This is a genomic window from Arthrobacter dokdonellae (genome assembly GCF_003268655.1).
Taxonomy (GTDB): domain Bacteria; phylum Actinomycetota; class Actinomycetes; order Actinomycetales; family Micrococcaceae; genus Specibacter; species Specibacter dokdonellae.
The window spans coordinates 571,659-589,999 of the sequence record NZ_CP029642.1 but is presented as its reverse complement, the minus strand read 5'-3'; the positions used below and the strand labels follow the sequence as shown (position 1 = coordinate 589,999).

Genomic DNA, 18,341 nt, shown 5'->3' with positions numbered 1-18,341 from the left:
GCAACTGCCAGCAACTCTCGGCAACACGTTCCGGGCCGTTAGGAGTTATAGTCCCCCAACTTCTCGATCCCGGCCCGCCGGTTCCTCACCCCAGTGCGGGCAGGGACTTCACCACGCCGTTCCGGAACACATGGTGGCTGCGCACCCGCGTGGCGCCGCCCAGCGTGCGTGCGCCAAGATCGGTCAGGTAGTCCTCCCGGCGGGACGCCGCGATGCGGGCATGGGGCGGGGACTGCGCGTCCGCCGTCGCCAGGTAGTGGCGCTCAATGCCGTCGCGCAGCAGCCGCATCGCCTCCGTGCGCTGCTGGGACACGGCGGAGTGGCTGGAGCCGAGTTCCTCCGCCAGGTCCTTGACGCTGCGGTCGCCGTAGTAGATCTGCTCCACGATGTAGCGCATCTTTTCCGGCAGCGCCGCGACTGCCGCGCCCAGGAAGTCCTCGTGCTCGGACTGCAGCACGGCCTCCTCCGGCGTCTGCGACGTTGCCGCGACCATGTCAGCAATCACGTCCGTCAGCGGTGTGACGCTGCGGGCGGCGTCGAGCTGCGACGCCTCGACGGTGGCGCGGTCCACGCCCATGGCGGCGGCAAGCTCGTCGGCTGAGGGCAGGCGGCCCAGCGCGCCGGCAAGCGTTTCCTGCATGGCGGCAAGCTCGCTCATGCGGGACCTGGCGCCCCGGGTGGCCCAGTCCTCCCGGCGCAGCTCGTCGGCGAAGGCACCCTTGATCCGGCGCCTGGCGTAGGCCCCGAAGGGCACGCCAAGGCTCGCGTCAAAGGACTCCGCACATTGGATGAGCGCAATGGCGCCCACCTGTGTCAGGTCGGGCCTGGACAAGTGACTGGCGCGCATGCAAATTTCAGAAACCAAATACCCCACCAGTGGCAAATTTTGCACCACAAGATGGTCGCGTTCTTCGCGATTCAACTGTATTTCCCCCTCGGCAACTTATGACAGAACGTCGCAACCGACACCCCCCCAGGTGTGCCACGTGCGGATATCACAAGTGACACTTCAATGTAAACCAGATTGGCAAGGGGTTGGAACCCCCACGGGACAATTTTCATATCGATTTGGCAACTTTTATTTCGGGATTCAGGCGTCTCCCAGCCAAAACGTGTAGACCTAGCCCTTACGGAACATGCAGGGTGCGCCGATAGGTTAGTGGAGACACCCTTCGGCCCGTTGAAAGGACCTATCACGTGGGGCCTGAAGAATTGACCACCTTGTTGTGGCGCGAACGCGAACTGCTGGACCTGCTGGTCTTCAAGCTGGACGAGGAACATTTGATCCTCCAGTCCGGCAAGACCCGCTGGCTGGACCACGCCACCCGCGAAGTTGAGCACGTTATGGACCGCCTCCGCGCGGCGTCGCTGGAGCGGACGGCCGTGGCGTCCGCCGTCGCCGTCGAGTGGGGCCTGGCGGACAACGCGACCCTGCAGGACCTCGCCGCCGCGGCCGCGGACGGACCCTGGGGCGAGATCCTCTCCGCCCATTTTGCGGCGCTGAGCACGCAGGTGGACCAGCTCCGCAGCCTGCGCGACACGAACCTGCAGTTCCTCCGCGCCGGCCTGCGCTCCGCCCAGGAAACCGTGGCCGGGATGGCCCCGGATGCGGGCACCTACAACCATTTGGGGCACACCCGCCAGGATGCGGGCTCGCGGTTCCTGGACCAGAGCGTATGAGATGCCTAAGGACACACGTTGAGTACTTTTAGCGGCCTGACCACGGCCCTGTCCGGGCTGAATGCGGCGCGGACCGGGCTGAACGTCGTCGGGCAGAACCTGACCAACGTCAACACCGCCGGCTACACCCGCCAGCGGACGGACCTGGCCTCCATCGGCGCACCGGCCAACGGCTCCCTTTACAGCGCCGGAGTGAAGCCGGGCGAGGGCGTCGCCGTCGCCGGCATCGCCCGCCTGGGCGACTCCTTCCTGGACGCCCGCGTGCGGACCGCGTTTTCCAGCGCCGGCTACACCAACGTCCGCGCCAATGCCCTCAGCGACATCCAGGCCCGCATGAAGGAGCCGGGCACCGACGCCATCTCCGGCCAGCTGACAACGTTTTGGGGCTCGTGGCAGGCCGTGAGCAACACCCCCGGCGACCCGGGCGTCACGGCCACCCTGCTGCAGGGCGCCGCCGCACTGACCCAGAGCATTGCCGACGGGTACCGGGGCCTGGACACGCAGTGGTCGCAGACCCGGTCCCAGGCGGACATGCTGGCCGGCGAAGTGAACTCCACAGCCGCCCAGGTGGCCGACCTCAATGACAAGATCCGGCAGTCCGCCTCGTCGGGGGTTCCCAGCAGCGCACTGATCGACCAGCGCAACACCCTCACCGCCAGGATCTCGCAGCTGGCCGGCGGGACCGTGCGGGACCTGCCCGACGGCGGCAACGAGATCCTGCTCGGCGGCAACGTCCTGGTTTCCGGCAGCCAGGTCAACACGGTGAAGGTTGGCGGTCCGGCCAGCATGTCCGAGGCTAATGCGCCCGGTGCCGGCCCCGTCCAGTTGGCATGGACCCGGCATCCCGACACGGCCGTGGACCTGGACGGCGGACAGCTGGCAGGCACACTCTCGGTGCTGGCCCGCCCCAACGGGGACGGGACGGGCGGTGTGATCGCCGAGACCGCCGCCCAATATAACAACTTGGCGGAAACGCTGGCCAAGCAGGTCAATGACATCCACGCCACGGCATATAAGGCGGACAGCACGCAGGGAGGGCCATTCTTCAGCTACACCGCGGGGCAGGCTGCCTCGACTCTTGCCGTCGTCCCGACGGACACGGCCGACGTCGCCACCTCCGCCAGCGCCACTGCCGGCAACGACGGATCCATGGCGGACAAGATCTCCCAGCTTGGCACCGTCCCCGGCTCCCCCGACGCGCAGTGGACCAAGACGGTCCTGACCACGGGAACTGCCACCCGCACGGCACTGCAGCAGGACGTGGCCGCAGGCACGGCAGTGACCGGCGCAGTGACGGCGCAGCAGTCCAATGCCTCCGTGGACATCGACGAGGAAAACGTGAACCTGCTCGCCTACCAGCACGCCTACCAGGCCGCGGCCCGGGTCATGACGGCCATGGACGAGGCGCTCGATGTCCTCATCAACCAGACCGGAAGGGTGGGACGCTGACCATGATGACACGCGTCACAATGCAAACCATGGCCGCCGCGGCACAGCGGAACCTGCAGGCCAGCTCCGCCAGACTGGCGCAGTTGCAGCAGTCCGCCACGGACCTGAAGACGTTCTCCAACGTCTCCGACGATCCCGCTGCGGCGGCGGACTCGATGGCGGTCCGCGCCCAGCAGGCCGCGGCGGCACAATACGGCCGCAACATCTCCGACGGTTCCGCCTGGCTGGCCACGGCGGACAATGCGTTGGCCAGCGCCACAACGCTGCTGCAGAACGCCAAGGACCTGACCCTGCAGGGCGCCAACGGCGCCATCAACCAGCAGGGGCGCGATGCCATCGCCACGCAGCTCGACTCACTCCGCACCGACCTCCTGACCAAGGCCAACACCCAGTACCAGGGACGGAACATCTTTGCCGGCAACTCCAGCGCGGGTGCGGCCTACAAGAACGGCCCGCTGCCGGGTGACCCGCCGGTCTACACCGGGGACGGCAGCACGGTGGAGCGCCGGATCAGCCCCAACACCACCATCCAGGTGGACGCGAACGGCCCCGCCATCTTCGGCCGCGACAACACTGACGGAAAGGGAGATTCGGTGTTTGGGCTCCTGAAAACGATCGCTGACACCCTGCGCAACGGCGGCGACGTCTCGGCACACATCGACGACATGGACAAGGCCCTGAACACCGTCATCAACGGCCGCTCCGAGGTCGGCGCCCGGCACGCTCAGCTGCTGCGGGCGCAGGACGCCAACGCGAATGCCGTCGTCGACCTGGAAAACCAGCGCTCCGGCATTGAGGACCTGGACCTGTCCAAGGCGTTCCTGGACGTCAAGTCCCAGGAACTTTCGTACCAGGCGGCGCTGAGCGTGACGGCCAAGGTCCTCCAGCCGACCCTCATGGACTTCCTGCGATGACCCCCTCCACGCTCCAGCTTCCTTCCGCGCTCCAATTCACGGTACCGCCGCCCGGCTTGGAGCCGCGGGTCGACTTCACCCTGGTCCCCATCGAGGGGGCCTCGGGGCTCTTTTCCTTGTCGGCGGCGGACGGCACGGCGCGGCTGTTTGTCCTGGACGCGGCCACCCACCTGCCGGACTACGCTCCCCAGCCGGGCACGTCCGACGTCGAACGCCTCGGCACGTCCGAGCCCACCGTGCTGGTGGTGGTGAACCCGGGCGCGCGGAGCACTGTCAACCTGGCCGCACCCATCCTGCTGAACACCGAAACCGGAGCCTGCCAGCAGGTCATCCTCGAAGGCCCGCAGTGGCCGCTGCGGGCCCCGCTAAACGCCGACTGACATCACAGCTGGCTGACGCAACAAGGGTCCCCGGGCCCGACCACAGCGGCCGAGCCCCGGGACCCTTGAACGCCGGCTAGTTGAGGTAACCGTTCGGGTTGAGGACGTACTTCGTGGCGGCGCCGGCGTCGAACTCGGCATAGCCCTTCGGCGCGTCGGTCAGGGAGATCGCCTTGGCGTTGACGTTCTTGGCAATGTGCACCTTGTCGTGCAGGATCGCCATCATCAGACCCCGGTTGTACTTCATGACCGGGCACTGCCCCGTGGTGAACGCCAGCGACTTCGCCCAGCCGGTGCCCAGGCTCAGCGACAGCGAACCCTTTTGCGCCGCGGCGTCGATGCCGCCCGGATCCCCCGTCACGTACAGCCCGGGGATGCCCAGGGACCCGCCGGCGGCGGTGATGTCCATGAGCGAGTTCAGCACCGTGGCCGGCGCCTCATGCCCGGAATCGGAACCGTGGCCCTTGGCCTCAAAGCCGACGGCGTCCACGGCGCAGTCCACCTCCGGGACCCCCAGCAGCTGCTCGATCTGCGCCCCGGGATCACCCTTGGTCAGGTCAATGGTTTCGCAGCCGAAGGCGCGGGCCGCGGCGAGCCGGTCCCCGTTCATGTCACCGACAATGACGACGGCGGCACCCAGCAGGTGTGCGCTGGTCGCCGCGGCAAGGCCCACGGGCCCGGCCCCCGCGATGTAGACGGTGGACCCGACCCCGACCCCGGCCGACACGGCGCCGTGATAGCCGGTGGGGAAGATGTCCGAGAGCATGGTCAGGTCCATGATCTTCTCCAGCGCCTGGTCCCGGTCCGGGAACTTGAGCAGGTTCCAGTCGGCGTAGGGCACCAGGACGTATTCGGCCTGGCCGCCCACCCAGCCGCCCATGTCCACGTACCCGTAGGCGCTTCCGGGGCGGTCCGGGTTCACGTTGAGGCAGATCCCGGTCTTGCGCTCCTTGCAGTTGCGGCAGCGGCCGCAGGAGATATTGAACGGCACGGAGCAGATGTCCCCGACCTTGATGAATTCGACGTCCGGGCCCACCTCCACCACTTCGCCGGTGATCTCGTGCCCCAGCACCAGGTCCGCCGGGGCCGTGGTGCGTCCCCGCACCATGTGCTGGTCCGAGCCGCAAATGTTGGTGGCGACCGTCTTCAAGATCACGCCATGGGGCACCTTGCGCCCCACGTTCGCCGGGTTGACGCCCGGCCCGTCCTTCAGTTCAAACGTCGGGTAGTCGATGTCGATGATCTCGACCTTCCCCGGTCCCTTGTAGGCAACGGCCTTGTTTCCTGACATGGATTGCTTCCTTCCTCGCACTTCGGTCGGCCAGGTCTGGCTTCCCGATTCCACAAGAACCCCCCGGCGCGCACCAAAAAAATCCGTGGCAGCTTCGTCACCAGCCTCCTGGTGCGCGAATTTCACTGGAAAAATCCGGGGTTATCGCCAGTCTAGGCCGGAAGGCAGGAATTTGTAAGGGGCGGGCTTACCGGTCCCACGCCGGCGCTCCCTCCCCCGTTGAGATTGGAGATAACAACACGTAGGACGTGTCGTTATCTCCAATCTCGACGGGGCAGCATGGTCCTGAAGGCAAATCACAACACGTCCGGCAGGCCCTTGACGTACGCGGCCTGGCCGGCGTGCTGGACGCAGTCGTCCACGATGCTGATCAGCCGCGCACCCAGCGTGACAGCGGGATTCCAGCGCCGGTCCACCACCTTGTCGAGATCGGCGTCGGAAAGCCCGCGGACGTACTCCAGGCTCTGCCGCAGGACCGCCTCGTGGTACCCGCGCAGCAAGTCAGTCGACTCCACCCGCACCTTGTCCACCTGCGCGGCGGAGTGCCCGTAGCCGGTGTCGCCCGGGCTCAGCGCGAAGCCGAACCGGGCGACGTATTCCCCGGCCCGCCACACGGAGGGGATGCCGGCGACGTCGGCAATCTGTTCGTCCTGGCCGCGGCTCAAGTGCCACACCAGCCAGGCGACGGAGTTGCCCGTCCCGCCGGGGCGCCAGTTGATCCGCGCCACGTCGATCCCGTTCAGGACGCCGCCCACAATGTCGCCGATTCGTGAGAATGCATCCGCCAGCAGCTCTGAAGACTTCATAGCGGCCATGCTTCCACGGGCTGCACGGGCTGTCGAGGCTCAGTCACGTCAGGATGACGACGTCCAGTGTCCGGGGCCCATGCACGCCTTCAACGCGTTCGAGCTCGATGTCGCTGGTGGCGCTGGGCCCGCTGATCCAGGTCTGCGGCGCCGTGGCGTCCAGCCGGGCCACCGCCTCCGGCAGCACCTCCACCACGTCGTCCGCACGCAGCACGCAGATGTGCCGGTCCGGAACCAGGGAGATGATGCGCCGGCCCTGCGACGGGCTGCCGTCCAGCATGATGGTGCCCGTCTCGGACACCGCCACGGCCGCGCCGGTCACCACGGCGTCCACCGCGTCCAGCTCGGCCACGGTGAGGCGCCGCTCCGGCGAGTCGACCTCCACGGCCGGGGACCCGGCGTCGTCCTTCCCGGGCAGCCCGGAAAGCCACTCCCGCGGCAGCCCGTGCGGCACCACGATTTTGGCGGAGCCGGCCAGCAGTTCGGCCAGTTTCGCGGGGACCTCGGCGGCGGGGACCACAAACACGTTGGCCTTGTAGTCCACCAGCCGGTCCACCAGCTGCTCCAGCCGCTGCCCGGCGGTCTTGTCCGTCGCAAGGCGGTAGTTGCGCGGGATGTCCGGGGTGGCCGGGGCATCGCGCAGGGCGGCCTTGATGCGGTCCAGGATGTCCTCGCGCGCGCTCATGCCTGCTCTCCTTCGGATTGCTTGCCTTCAGATTGCTGGTCGCCTACGGAAGGTTCGACGCCGTCCGCCGCCCCATGTTCCTTGGCCCACCACTGGCGGAAGGACTGGCCGGGCGGGGCCGGGATGTCGCGGGACTGCGTCCACTTGCCGGCGAGGCCGGGCAGCTTTTTGATGACCTTGTCCCGCCCGGCGGCGAGCCGGCCCACGGGCAGGCCCTTTTCCAGCAGGTTCAGGTGCGCGCCGTCGGAGAACGCCCACTCGGCGCCCTTCATCATGAGGTCCATCTGGCTGGGAACCTTCACCTTGGAGCGCTGGGAATCAACATCCACGCCGCGCAGGTGCACCAGGATTTCGGGGATGTTGATCTTTACCGGGCAGGCGTCGAAGCACGCGCCGCACAGGGAGGACGCGTACGGCAGGGAGTTGTTTTCCTCGCTCTTGATGCCCGTCATCAGCGGCGACAGGATGGCGCCGATGGGCCCGGGATACGTGGATCCGTAGGCGTGGCCGCCGGTGCGCTCATAGACGGGGCACACGTTCATGCAGGCGGAGCAGCGGATGCAGTTCAGCGCGGTGCGGCCCAGCTCGTCGGCGAGCGCGGCGGTGCGGCCGTTGTCCAGCAGGACCAGGTGCACGTTTTGGGGTCCGTCACCCGGGGTGGTGCCCGTCCACAGCGAGGTGTACGGGTTCATCCGCTCTCCCGTGGAGGAGCGCGGCAGCAGCTGCATAAACACTTCCAGGTCGCGCCAGGACGGCAGCAGCTTTTCAATGCCCATGACGGTGATGAGGGTTTCCGGCAGCGTCAGGCACATGCGCCCGTTGCCCTCGGATTCCACCACTGCCAGCGTGCCGGTGTCGGCCAGGCCGAAGTTGGCGCCGGAGACGGCCACCTTGGCGGTGAGGAACTTCCGGCGCAGGTGGCGGCGGGCGGCCTCGGCCAGGCGGGCGGGCTCGTTGGTCAGCTCCGGGTCCACGTCCTCCATTTCGCGCAGGAAGATCTCGCGGATCTGGCTGCGGTTCTTGTGGATGGCGGGGACCAGGATGTGGCTGGGCAAGTCGCGGTCCAGCTGGACGATGAGCTCGGCGAGGTCCGTCTCAAAGGCGGCGATGCCCTGCTCTTGAAGGTACTCGTTGAGGCCGATTTCCTGAGTGGCCATGGACTTGACCTTGACGACCTCGGTCTCACCGGTGGCCTGAATCAGCTCGGTGACCACCTGGTTGGCTTCCTGGGCGTCGCGGGCCCAGTGGATGATGCCGCCGCGGGCGGTGAAGTTCGCCTCGAACTGCTCCAGCAGGGCAGGCAGGTTCGCCATCGTGGCATTCTTGATGGCGCTGCCGGCGTCCCGCATGTCCTCCCAGTCGGGCAGCTCGGAGACCACGTGCAGGCGCTTGTCGCGGATGGTGCGCGTGGCGTGGCCCAGGTTGGCGCGCAGCTGGGCGTTGCCGAGTTCGCGGTGCGCGGCCTTCGGGAACGGCTCCGTGGCGTTGAGGTTGCCGTGCCCGTACACGGGCAGGGCGGGCATGCCGAGGAACGTCCCGCTCATCGCCGGCCCCCCGCCAGTTGGACGTCGCCGGCCACGGTGACCGGGTTGTCGAGCGTGCTGGCCAGGATTTCGGCGAAATGGAGCGTGCCCACGGCGCTGCCCTGCCGGGAAAGCCCCCCGCCAATGTGCATCAGGCAGCTGGCGTCGCCGCCGGAACACAGCTCGGCCCCGGTGCCGCAGATGTTCGCGGCCTTGTCCTCCATCATGGCGCTGGAGACGTCCGCGTTCTTCATCGAGAACGTGCCCCCAAAGCCGCAGCACTGGTCCGCCTCGGGCAGTTCCACCATCTCAATGCCGTCCACCGATGCAAGGAGGTTCAGCTGCCGGTCCCCCAGGCGCAGCAGCCGCATGCCGTGGCAGCTGGGATGGTAGGTGACGGTGTGCGGGAAGTGCGATCCCAGCTGCTCCGCCGCGTTGGTCACGCCCAGCACGTCGGTCAGGAGCTGGGAAAGCTCATAGGTCTTGGCGCCGACGACGGCGGCCCGGGCTTCCAGCGCCGCGTCGCCGCAGCGCCGGGCCACCAGTTCGTGCTGGTGCTTGACACTGGCCACGCACGACGCCGAGGGCGCCACTGCGACGTCGTAGTCGTCAGTGTCGAACGCCTTCACGTGGTTGGCCACCACCGGGTGGGCTTCCTTGAAATAGCCGGAGTTCACGTGCATCTGCCCGCAGCAGGCCTGGCCGGGCGGAAACACCACCTCGTGCCCCAGCCGTTCCAGGATCGAGACGGTGGCGCGCGCCGTGCGCGGATACATGGCATCGACGATGCACGTGGCGAAAAGCGCAATTTTCACAAGGACCATCCTTCGGCGGTAAAACGCGGCGGTAAAACTCTGCAATGTGGTCTGACCATACTAGGGGACAAAACCAAAGTCTAGTGGAGAACCATAATGAGGGTGAGGTGGACCACGCGGCTTCAAGGATTTAGGCTACACTATCGTGGTCGGACCATAGTGGTCAGACCTTGCACGCGGCCCCAGACACCCTCGGCCCCAGACACCAATGAAGGATTCTCCGTGGACCATTTCACCCCCACCACCGACCCGGTCGCCGGGAGCGTGTTCCTCTCGGCGCTCATCGCGCTCCTGCCGCTGCTGACGTTCATCGTCCTGCTGGCCGTCGTCAAGACCAAGGCCCACGTGGCCGGCGCCTGGTCCCTGCTGGTCGCCGTCGGGGTCGCGGTGCTCGGCTACCACATGCCGATCAGCCTGGCTGCGCTGGCCGCGTCACAGGGCGCCGTGTTCGGCGCGTTCCCCGTGCTGTGGATCGTCATCATGGCCGTCTGGCTGTACCGCGTCACCGTCATCAGCGGCCGCTTTGAGGACCTGCGCGGCATCTTCGACGTGATCGGCGGCCGCGACGTCCGCATCCAAGCCATCCTCGTCGCCTTCTGCTTCGGCGGGCTGCTGGAGGCGCTTGCCGGCTTCGGCGCGCCGGTGGCCATCACGGCCACGATGCTCATCGCCCTGGGCCTGTCCCCGCTGCGCGCGGCCGCCACCGTGCTCGTGGCCAACACCGCGCCGGTCGCCTTCGGCGCCATCGCCATCCCGATCACCACCGCCGCCGGGCTGACCGGGCTGGACGGCGGCCACATCGGCGCCATTGTCGGGCGCCAGGCACCGTTCCTCGCCGTCATCGTGCCGCTGGTCCTGCTGGTCATCCTCGACGGCAGGCGCGGCGTGCGCGAATGCTGGCCGGTGGCCCTCGTGACGGGCCTGTGCTTTGGCATCGCCCAGTTCCTGTGCTCCAACTACTTCTCCTACGAGCTGACCGACATCGTGGCCTCGCTCGTCGGCCTGGCCGGCGCCTTCCTGTTCCTGCGCATATGGAAGTCAAAGGGCCACGAAGCCGCCCGCGAACGGCTCACGGTCGGTGCCATGGCCGGCGGTTCCGCCCCGGCTGCCGGCGCCGTTTCCGAAGGTCCGACGGCGTCGGCCGGGGACCGCTTGGACGGGGACAGGGCGAAGCTCACCGGTTCACGGATCTGGCTCGCGCTGTTCCCCTACCTGCTGGTCATCGTGGTCTTCGGCATCGCGAACCTGTGGAAGCTCGGTGTCAGCGTTCCCGCCTGGCTGGCCACCACGAACGTGAAGGTGCCCTGGCCGGTGCTGCACGGCGCCATCCTGGACGCCGCGGGCAAGCCCCTCTCCTCGACCGTGTACAACTTCCAGTGGCTCTCCAGTCCCGGCACGCTGCTGCTGATCACCGGCCTGATCGTCGCCGCCGTGTACGCCGCGTTCGACGGCGGAGGCCGGTACCCCATCGCCATGCGCCAGGCCGTGGCCGCCATTGGCCACACCATTTACAACATGCGCTGGGCAGGGGCCACCATCCTTCTGGTGCTGGCGCTGGCCTACGTCATGAACCTCTCCGGGCAGACCGTCGCCATCGGCACCTGGCTGGCCAGCACGGGAGGCTTCTTCGCGTTCCTTTCCCCGGTGCTGGGCTGGATGGGCACGGCCGTGACCGGCTCGGACACCTCGTCAAACGCGCTGTTCGCGAAGCTGCAGCAGGCGGCAGGAATCAAGGCGGGCATCGATCCGCACCTGCTCGTGGCAGCCAACTCCTCCGGCGGCGTCGTCGGCAAGCTGATCAGCCCGCAGAACCTCGCCATCGCCGCCACGGCCGTGGGCATGGACGGCCAGGAATCCGTCATCCTCCGCAAGGTGATCGGCTGGAGCGTGGGCATGCTGCTGGTGCTGTGCGCCCTCGTGTACCTGCAGTCCACGCCCGTGCTGGGCTGGATGCTGCCTTGAGCGTGATGTCAGTGAACAGCGCGGGCCCGTGGCAGGATGGATCCGTGACAGGTACAACGGACCGGGCCGCGGGCCCGCGCGCGTATCAGGCGGTCCTGGCCAGCATCGAGGCCGACCTGCGGTCCGGGCGGCTGAGCATCGGCGACCGCCTCCCGGGCGAGCGCACCCTCTCGGAGCAGCACGGCATCTCACGGGCGTCGGTGCGCGACGCGATCCGCATCCTGGACGTCATGGGACTCGTGCGCACGGCCACCGGATCGGGTCCCAACTCGGGGACCGTCCTCATCTCCGACCCCGCGGCCGGGCTGTCCTCGACGCTGCGCCTGCACGTGGCCAGCCAGCACCTGCCCGTCGCCGACATTGTCCAGGCCCGCATCCTTATGGAAACGTGGGCCGCCACGGCAGCGGCCGTGAAGGAGATTGACGCCCCGTCCCTGGCCCGCGCCCGGAAACTGCTGTCACTTATGGACGATCCCGCCCTTGACCGCGAGGCGTTCCACGACCTCGACTCGCAGTTCCACGTGCTGCTGAGCAGCCTGGCCGGCAACGCCGTCGTGTCCGCCATGATGGAGTCGCTGCGCCTGTCCATCATGGACTACGTGCGCGAGTCCGTCACGACCGATGACCAGTGGCGCCCCGTTGCGCGGACGCTCCGGGCCCAGCACCACGGCATTCTCGACGCCCTCTGCGCCGGCGACGGCGAGCTGGCGGCACGCCTGCTGCGTGAGCACATCGAATGGTTCTTCAGCGAAACCGGCAGCTGACGACCGGCCCCTACAGCGGCAGGCCCGCCGCCGGCTTCAGATTCTTCATGACCAGGGTGGAGCGCAGGCGCAGCACTCCCGGCAGGCTGGTCAGCTCCGTGTCGTAAAACTGCTGGTACGCCGTGAGGTCCTCGGCCATGACCTTCAGGATGTAGTCCGGGTCCCCAAAGAGCCGCTGCGCCTGCGTGATGTGCGCGTTGGCCGCCACCTCCGCTTCAAAGCGGTCGATGGTGGTCCTGTCCACCTGCGCCAAGGTGACGAACACCAGCGCCTCGAAGCCCAGGCCCACGGCGGCCGGGTCGATCACGGCACGGTACCCGCTGATGGCCCCGGTGGCCTCCAATTCCTTCAGCCGGCGGTGGCACGGAGCCACCGTCAATCCCACCTCGGCGGCGAGCGCGGTCGCTGACATCCGCCCGTCATTTTGGAGCCTGCGCAAAATTTCTCTGTCTAGTGCGTCCATCACGGCATAACCTTATCGCCTGAACCGTATTTACCGATAATATCGGTAAGCACTTTTGCCCTTTATTTCCCTAAGATTGCTCCCATCACCCACTTTGGCAGGAGCATCCATGGACCCGCAGGCAATCATCGGCTTTCTCATCATTGCCGTCGCCCTCACCTGCACGCCCGGTCCGGACTGGGCGTATTCGATCGCGGCGGGCCTGGGCCGGCGGAGTTTCGTGCCGGCCGTTGCGGGGCTGTGCAGCGGCTACGTGCTGCACACCATCCTGCTCGCGGCCGGAATTGCGGCCCTCATGGCGGCCGTTCCCAGTCTTCTGCTCTGGCTGACGGTGGCCGGTGCCGTCTATCTTCTGTGGCTCGGGCTGGCGACCGCCCGGTCCTGGCGCAGTGCCGGATTCAGTACTGCGGGGACCGGCGCGGGCCAGGTTCCCGCCGGGCCGGCCGCGCCCCCCTCGGGCCCCGGCGCCCGCCGCGCCTTCCTGCAGGGCGCCGGCACGAGCGCCATCAATCCGAAGGGCCTGCTGTTCTTCGTGGCCCTGACGCCGCAGTTCATCCGGCCCCATGCAGCCCTCTCCGTCGCCGCCCAGTCCGCCGTGCTCGGCCTGATCTTTGTGGTGTGCACGGCCGTCATCTACACGCTGGTCGCGGCCGGTTCACGCCGGCTTCTCCGCTCCCGCCCCGGCGGCGCCCGCGTCATCACTCTCTGCAGCGGGGTCATCATGCTCGGGCTGGGCACGGTCCTTCTGGCGGAGCAGGCCGTCCCGGTGTCGCATGCCGCCGGCCAGCTCTTCGCCGGCAGCTAGCGCCGTCGTCACGGCCTAACCGCGCGCTGCCCGCCAGCGAGCAAGTTCGGCGAGCAGTTCGGCCTTGCGGGTTTCCGTGGCAAAGGAGGACCGGATGGAGTTGCCGGCCAGCACCTCCAGGGTGTCCGCGTCAAAGCTGAACTCGGCCGCCGCTGCCTGGAAGTTCTCCCGCGCGTAGCCGCCAAAGTAGGCGGGGTCGTCGGAGTTGATGGAGACGTTCAGTCCGGACGCGAGCATCTGGGGCAGGGGATGCGCGGCCAGGGTGTCCACGGCGCGCAGGCGCACGTTGGAGAGCGGGCAGACCGTCAGCGGCACCTGCCCGGCGGCCAGCCGTTGAACCAGCCGCGAATCCTCCACGCAGCGGATGCCGTGGTCAATGCGTTCCACGCCGAGCAGGTCCAGCGTGTCCCATACGTAGCTGGGCGGGCCCTCCTCCCCGGCGTGGGCCACGAGCCGCAGCCCGGCCTCCCGCGCCCGGTCAAAGAGCCGGATGAACTTCGACGGCGGATTACCCACCTCTGCCGAGTCGAGCCCGATTCCGATGATGGGCGCGTCCATGGCCAGCAGCTGTCCCAGCACGTCCAGGGCGTCATCTTCGGGCTGGTCGCGCAGGAACGCAGCGATAAGCCCGGTGGTGATGCCAAACTCCGCCTCGCTGGCGGCGAGCGCGGAAGCAATGCCGGCAACCGCCGTCGTCAGCGGGATGCCGCGCGCCACGTGGGCCTGCGGGTCAAACATGATCTCGGCGTGCCGCACGCCGGATTCCCGGGCGCGGCGCAGGTAGGCGCGGGTCATGTCCGCAAAGTCGGCTTCGGCCACCAGGACGGCCATGTTGGCGTAGTAGAGGTCAAGGAAGGATTGCAGGTCCGTGAACTCGTACTGCGCGCGCAGCTCCTCCAGGGTGGGGTGCGGCAGCTCAATCCCGTTGCGGGCCGCCAGCTCCAGGATCAGCTCCGGCTCCAGCGTCCCTTCGATGTGCAGGTGGAGCTCGGCCTTGGGCAGCAGCTGGGCGGGGGCAGGGGTTTCCATGACCGCCAGTCTACGACGGCGCCCCTCCCCTGACGCCGCATCGGCACCCCCATGTGGTCACCCATTTGCGCCGAAGGCGGTTCGAAACGCGACAAATGACGCCGCGTGGAGCAACATGGCATATAGCAGCCCTTTGGAAACCTTTCGAGCTCAAGGAAACTGGTTCACGTCAATGACTTCTCCGATCACTCCGCCCGAGTCCGACGACGCCCTGGTCCTGACGCCGCCTGAAGCACCGGAGATTGTGACGCCGGAGCAGGCGCCGGGCATGATCCCCGTCGAGGCGGCACGCCAGGCCGAAATCAACGAACAGGCCAAGGAATTCATCTCCGGCATCGCGGCCCTGGACGCGCGCAGCCCCGAGTTCAGCCGCAGGGTGGAGGGGCTTTCCGCCTTGGCAGCGCCGGCCATGAAATCCTCGGCGGACACGTCCAGCCGCATGCTGGAGCGCTCCACCACTTCCGTCTCCAGCGCCAAGCGCAGCGGCAACAGCGCACAGGCCCACGTCGCTCAGACCTTGGGCGAGCTGCGCTCCACCGTGGAGTCGCTGACCCCGAACAACGCCGATCTCAGCACGGGGCGCAAGATCCTGGGCATGATCCCCAAGGGCAACAAGATGGCGAAGTACTTTCAGCGCTACGAGTCGGCCCAGGGCCAGCTGGACGCCATCATCAAGTCGCTCATGGCCGGCCAGAATGAGCTGCGCACGGACAACACGGACCTGGCGCATGAAAAGGTGCAGCTATGGGACACCATGCAGGTCCTGAGTGAAACGGCCGTCTACGCCAAGGCCCTCGACGCCGCGTGCGCGGACAAGATCGAGAAGTTGCGGCGGTCAGGGCAGGACGACCAGGCGCAGGCCCTGGAGGCGGACGTGCTGTTTCCGATCCGTCAGCGCCATCAGGACATCCTGACGCAGCTGTCCGTCTCCGTCCAGGGCTATCTCGCCATGGACCTGATCCGAAAAAACAACCTGGAACTGATCAAGGGCGTGGACCGGGCCCGCACCACCACCATCTCGGCCCTGCGGACCGCCGTCATCGTCGCCCAGGCGCTGGCAAACCAGAAGATGGTCCTGGACCAGATCGACGCCGTCAACACCACCACGAACAACATGATCCTGCAGACCTCCGAGATGCTCAAGGACCAGACGGTGCGCATCCACCAGCAGGCAGCCAGTTCGGGCGTCAGCGTGGAGACCCTGAAGAAGGCGTTCGACAACGTCTATGCCACCATGGACGCCATCGACTCCTTCCGTGCGACGGCCGCCAAGAACATGGACGGGACGGTCCACGCACTGGAGACCGGGCTGGAACAGGCCAAGCCGTACCTGGACCGTTCGCGCAAGTCTCAGGGCGACGAGCAATAACGCCGGTCCCGACGGCCGCCCTGACTGACTCAATTCAAGGTGGGACACGTGACTGTGCTTCAATGACGAAATGACACCCGAAGCGGCCGATGCGGCTGTAGTTTCATGGAGCGCAGACAAATCCCGCCCCTCACTGGTCGCGCTTGCCGACCTCGCCGGTCAAAGCCAGTCAGCTGGGCGCAACGGCGTCCGAGTCGCACCCTTGCTTATGGTTTGCGCGACCCCGGACGGGCGCCAGGCAATCGCTGTGGGAAACATGCAAATTCTGGTTGACGCAGGCAGTGGCGAAGTTGGACTGAAGGCAGCCGTTGCGGCCCTTTGGATCGAACGCGACGGCGAACACCACTTCGCGGCGGTGGATCGCCACGCCCAGGAGTCGGACCCTCACGCGAAAGTTGCCTTGGATGCCGCTCTGAAGAAATTTAGCATTCATGGCGCTTCCGACGGTGAATTCGACCACCACCACCGTGCCGCGCAGATCGCAAAAGGAATTGCCGAGACATCGCGAAACGCGGTCGCTGACCTTCGAGAGATTCGGTACGAGGTCGAAATGCAGCTGGTTGCGAGCAGTTCATCTAAGTCGTCCGCAATCGACCACACGTCAGTGGTGGAAAGCCTCCTGCAGCTGAATATTGTTTGCAGCCGCGCCTCCGACCAAGCGCGCGAATGCATCAGGGAGGGACTCTGGGTGCACGTCACCGATTCTGAGGCCTACCATGCCTACCGCCGCCTGCAGGAGCCTGCCATCATCAATCCGGCACCCCCGGCCGGCGCCGACACTAGGACGTGGATGCGTTTGCACGATGCCGGGATGCGCCAGTGCGTGGAACTCCGCAGGCAGCTCGAGGCCGAGTCGTCGTCCATCAGGGACCTGCTGTCGTCGGCAGCCAGCGTTTCAAGTTCGCGTGAAGCGGACTCCCAAAGCAGGTTCAAACTGCTCGTCGCCGTCATCTCGTTTGCGCTCGGCGTGCCCGCACTGGTTCTGGCAGTGTACGGCGCCGATCTGATCATGCCGCTGACGACCGACCAGCGAACGCTGGCATTCATTCCCATCCTTTTCGGCCTGGTCATCGCCGCACTCCTCACATTCTTCAAGGCGCCCGGCGGCGAGAATCGGCTAATCTGGAGGATCGGCGCGGCGGGAATCGTCGCAGTGATCATCTTGTTGATTGTCGCCGGCCTCATTGCGGGGTCCCTCGGACCGCGGGTTTAACACCGGCCCCTGCTTATCCACCACTGAACGACCCCTGGAAGCCTTTACATTGAACAAACACGTCACGGCCCGCACCACGAGCGCCGTCCGCGCCACCGATTTCATCAGAATTTCGGTGCTCGCCTCCGTCCTCCTGGTGGCAACCGCGTGTGGCGGCGCTCCGGCACCCCAGGCGGCACCGGCGTCGTCCGTGCCGGCGTCCTCCCCCAGCTCCCCAGGCAGACCTGAAGGCACGACGGCGGTCCCCACCACGGCACCGGCGGCCACCACCCGGGCGCAGGCCTCCCCACCGGCCCCTGCCTCCTCACTGTCCCCGGCCCCGAAACCGGCGGCCGCGCCCGCCGGCAACGCCCAGCCGGCCTTCGCGGCCAAGGCCCTGGACATCCTTGCGGGGCTCCCCGTCAAGGGCCGTGCGCCAAAGACCGGGTACAGCCGGGCGGAATTCGGCCAGGCCTGGGCGGACGTGGACAGGAACGGCTGCGACACCCGCAACGACATCCTTAACCGCGACCTGACAGCCAGGACGTTCAAGCCCGGGACCCGGAATTGCGTGGTGCTCACCGGCGTGCTGGCGGACCCCTACACGTCCACCGTGATCGACTTTGTGCGCGGACCGAACAGCGCCGTGGTGCAGATCGACCACGTGGTGGCGCTCAGCGATGCCTGGCAGAAGGGCGCCCAGCAGCTGTCCGTGCAGGAACGCACCGCGTTCGCCAACGACCCGCTGAACCTGCTGGCCGTGGACGGGCGCACCAACCAGCAAAAGGGCGACGGCGACGCCGCCACCTGGCTGCCGCCGAACAAGGGCTACCGCTGCGCGTACGTGGCGCGGCAGATTTCGGTCAAGTCCGCGTACAGGCTGTGGGTCACGCAGGCCGAGCACGACGCCATGGCGCGGATCCTGGGCGGCTGTGCCGGTGCCCGGGTGCCGGCCGCCCCCACGGCCGCCGCCAAGCCGCCCGTGGTGGCGCCCGCCCCCGCGCCCGCGCCAAAGCCCGCGCCCGCGCCAAAGCCCGCGCCGGTCCCGTTGGTCCAGCCGCCGTCGAACGTCTTCTACCAGAACTGCGCCGCCGTCCGGGCAGCCGGGGCGGCCCCCATACGCGCCGGTGATCCGGGCTTCCAGTCCAAGTTTGACCGCGACGGCGACGGGATCGGCTGCGAATAGCGGCCACTGGAAACTGCTCCCGGAATGG

At 67.4% G+C, this 18,341-nt stretch carries 18 protein-coding genes; 10 read left to right on the top strand and 8 right to left on the bottom strand.

What is annotated here, in order from left to right:
- Nucleotides 1-85: 85 nt before the first annotated feature.
- Nucleotides 86-874 (bottom strand): sigma-70 family RNA polymerase sigma factor, encoded by a 789-nt coding sequence (locus tag DMB86_RS02620; protein WP_236783358.1) that lies wholly within the window; start codon nt 872-874, stop codon nt 86-88.
- A gap of 323 nt (nt 875-1,197) precedes the next feature.
- Between DMB86_RS02620 and DMB86_RS02615 the strand changes: the two genes are divergently transcribed.
- The 4 genes from DMB86_RS02615 to DMB86_RS02600 are packed head-to-tail and all read left to right on the top strand — an operon-like array spanning nt 1,198 to nt 4,423.
- Nucleotides 1,198-1,680 (top strand): flagellar protein FlgN, encoded by a 483-nt coding sequence (locus tag DMB86_RS02615; RefSeq protein ID WP_113716430.1) that lies wholly within the window; start codon nt 1,198-1,200, stop codon nt 1,678-1,680.
- Between the two features lie 18 nt (nt 1,681-1,698).
- Nucleotides 1,699-3,129, top strand: coding sequence for a flagellar hook-associated protein FlgK (gene flgK / locus DMB86_RS02610; RefSeq protein ID WP_113716429.1), 1,431 nt, complete (start codon nt 1,699-1,701; stop codon nt 3,127-3,129).
- A gap of 2 nt (nt 3,130-3,131) precedes the next feature.
- The gene (gene flgL, locus DMB86_RS02605) at nt 3,132-4,043 is read left to right on the top strand and encodes a flagellar hook-associated protein FlgL (RefSeq protein ID WP_113716428.1); all 912 of its coding nucleotides are present in this window, start codon (nt 3,132-3,134) and stop codon (nt 4,041-4,043) included.
- Nucleotides 4,040-4,423: a flagellar assembly protein FliW gene (locus tag DMB86_RS02600; protein ID WP_113716427.1), complete on the top strand. Its 384-nt coding sequence runs from the start codon at nt 4,040-4,042 to the stop codon at nt 4,421-4,423. Before flgL ends, DMB86_RS02600 begins: the two co-directional genes overlap by 4 nt.
- Before the next feature lie 76 nt (nt 4,424-4,499).
- On the opposite strand, the gene fdhA is transcribed toward DMB86_RS02600, so the two are convergent.
- The 5 genes from fdhA to DMB86_RS02575 all read right to left on the bottom strand — a co-directional run bounded on the left by fdhA (nt 4,500) and on the right by DMB86_RS02575 (nt 9,543).
- Entirely contained in the window at nt 4,500-5,714 is a 1,215-nt protein-coding gene (gene fdhA / locus DMB86_RS02595) for a formaldehyde dehydrogenase, glutathione-independent (RefSeq protein WP_113716426.1), read from the bottom strand.
- Between the two features lie 296 nt (nt 5,715-6,010).
- Entirely contained in the window at nt 6,011-6,520 is a 510-nt protein-coding gene (locus DMB86_RS02590; protein ID WP_113716425.1) for a mycothiol transferase, read from the bottom strand.
- A gap of 43 nt (nt 6,521-6,563) precedes the next feature.
- The gene (locus tag DMB86_RS02585; RefSeq protein WP_113716424.1) at nt 6,564-7,205 is read right to left on the bottom strand and encodes a LutC/YkgG family protein; all 642 of its coding nucleotides are present in this window, start codon (nt 7,203-7,205) and stop codon (nt 6,564-6,566) included.
- Complete coding sequence (locus DMB86_RS02580) at nt 7,202-8,749, bottom strand: lactate utilization protein B (RefSeq protein WP_113716423.1); 1,548 nt, start codon at nt 8,747-8,749, stop codon at nt 7,202-7,204. The genes DMB86_RS02585 and DMB86_RS02580 overlap by 4 nt, the downstream gene beginning before the upstream one ends.
- Nucleotides 8,746-9,543 (bottom strand): (Fe-S)-binding protein, encoded by a 798-nt coding sequence (locus DMB86_RS02575; protein WP_113716422.1) that lies wholly within the window; start codon nt 9,541-9,543, stop codon nt 8,746-8,748. The genes DMB86_RS02580 and DMB86_RS02575 overlap by 4 nt, the downstream gene beginning before the upstream one ends.
- Nucleotides 9,544-9,765: 222 nt before the next feature.
- On the opposite strand from DMB86_RS02575, the gene DMB86_RS02570 reads away from it, so the two are divergent.
- Together DMB86_RS02570 and DMB86_RS02565 are read left to right on the top strand one after the other, a co-directional pair.
- Entirely contained in the window at nt 9,766-11,505 is a 1,740-nt protein-coding gene (locus DMB86_RS02570) for an L-lactate permease (RefSeq protein WP_113716421.1), read from the top strand.
- Nucleotides 11,506-11,549: 44 nt separating this feature from the next.
- The gene (locus DMB86_RS02565) at nt 11,550-12,269 is read left to right on the top strand and encodes a FadR/GntR family transcriptional regulator (RefSeq protein WP_227878556.1); all 720 of its coding nucleotides are present in this window, start codon (nt 11,550-11,552) and stop codon (nt 12,267-12,269) included.
- A gap of 10 nt (nt 12,270-12,279) precedes the next feature.
- On the opposite strand, the gene DMB86_RS02560 is transcribed toward DMB86_RS02565, so the two are convergent.
- A complete protein-coding gene (locus DMB86_RS02560) occupies nt 12,280-12,735 on the bottom strand; it encodes an Lrp/AsnC family transcriptional regulator (protein ID WP_418202296.1) in 456 nt (151 codons plus the stop codon).
- A gap of 106 nt (nt 12,736-12,841) precedes the next feature.
- Between DMB86_RS02560 and DMB86_RS02555 the strand changes: the two genes are divergently transcribed.
- Nucleotides 12,842-13,537 carry a LysE family translocator gene (locus DMB86_RS02555; protein WP_113716419.1) on the top strand — a complete coding sequence of 232 codons (696 nt, stop codon included), beginning with the start codon at nt 12,842-12,844 and terminating at the stop codon, nt 13,535-13,537.
- A gap of 15 nt (nt 13,538-13,552) precedes the next feature.
- Here the strand turns inward: DMB86_RS02555 and DMB86_RS02550 are convergent, their stop codons facing one another.
- Entirely contained in the window at nt 13,553-14,566 is a 1,014-nt protein-coding gene (locus DMB86_RS02550; RefSeq protein WP_113716418.1) for an adenosine deaminase, read from the bottom strand.
- A gap of 172 nt (nt 14,567-14,738) precedes the next feature.
- On the opposite strand from DMB86_RS02550, the gene DMB86_RS02545 reads away from it, so the two are divergent.
- From DMB86_RS02545 to DMB86_RS02535, 3 genes are all read left to right on the top strand, one after another.
- A complete protein-coding gene (locus tag DMB86_RS02545) occupies nt 14,739-15,935 on the top strand; it encodes a toxic anion resistance protein (protein WP_113716417.1) in 1,197 nt (398 codons plus the stop codon).
- Nucleotides 15,936-16,191: 256 nt separating this feature from the next.
- A complete protein-coding gene (locus DMB86_RS02540) occupies nt 16,192-17,148 on the top strand; it encodes a hypothetical protein (protein ID WP_129545449.1) in 957 nt (318 codons plus the stop codon).
- A 49-nt stretch (nt 17,149-17,197) separates the two neighbouring features.
- Nucleotides 17,198-18,313 (top strand): GmrSD restriction endonuclease domain-containing protein, encoded by a 1,116-nt coding sequence (locus tag DMB86_RS02535; protein ID WP_227878555.1) that lies wholly within the window; start codon nt 17,198-17,200, stop codon nt 18,311-18,313.
- The last annotated feature ends 28 nt before the right edge of the window (nt 18,314-18,341 follow it).

What these genes read in the sequence shown, in the direction of transcription:
- fdhA (WP_113716426.1), bottom strand. Translation starts at nt 5,714, where the DNA reads ATGTCAGGAAACAAGGCCGTTGCCTACAAGGGACCGGGGAAGGTCGAG.
- DMB86_RS02540 (WP_129545449.1), top strand. Translation starts at nt 16,192, where the DNA reads ATGCAAATTCTGGTTGACGCAGGCAGTGGCGAAGTTGGACTGAAGGCA.
- DMB86_RS02600 (WP_113716427.1), top strand. Translation starts at nt 4,040, where the DNA reads ATGACCCCCTCCACGCTCCAGCTTCCTTCCGCGCTCCAATTCACGGTA.
- DMB86_RS02585 (WP_113716424.1), bottom strand. Translation starts at nt 7,205, where the DNA reads ATGAGCGCGCGCGAGGACATCCTGGACCGCATCAAGGCCGCCCTGCGC.
- DMB86_RS02550 (WP_113716418.1), bottom strand. Translation starts at nt 14,566, where the DNA reads ATGGAAACCCCTGCCCCCGCCCAGCTGCTGCCCAAGGCCGAGCTCCAC.
- DMB86_RS02580 (WP_113716423.1), bottom strand. Translation starts at nt 8,749, where the DNA reads ATGAGCGGGACGTTCCTCGGCATGCCCGCCCTGCCCGTGTACGGGCAC.
- DMB86_RS02590 (WP_113716425.1), bottom strand. Translation starts at nt 6,520, where the DNA reads ATGAAGTCTTCAGAGCTGCTGGCGGATGCATTCTCACGAATCGGCGAC.
- flgL (WP_113716428.1), top strand. Translation starts at nt 3,132, where the DNA reads ATGATGACACGCGTCACAATGCAAACCATGGCCGCCGCGGCACAGCGG.
- DMB86_RS02545 (WP_113716417.1), top strand. Translation starts at nt 14,739, where the DNA reads ATGACTTCTCCGATCACTCCGCCCGAGTCCGACGACGCCCTGGTCCTG.
- DMB86_RS02555 (WP_113716419.1), top strand. Translation starts at nt 12,842, where the DNA reads ATGGACCCGCAGGCAATCATCGGCTTTCTCATCATTGCCGTCGCCCTC.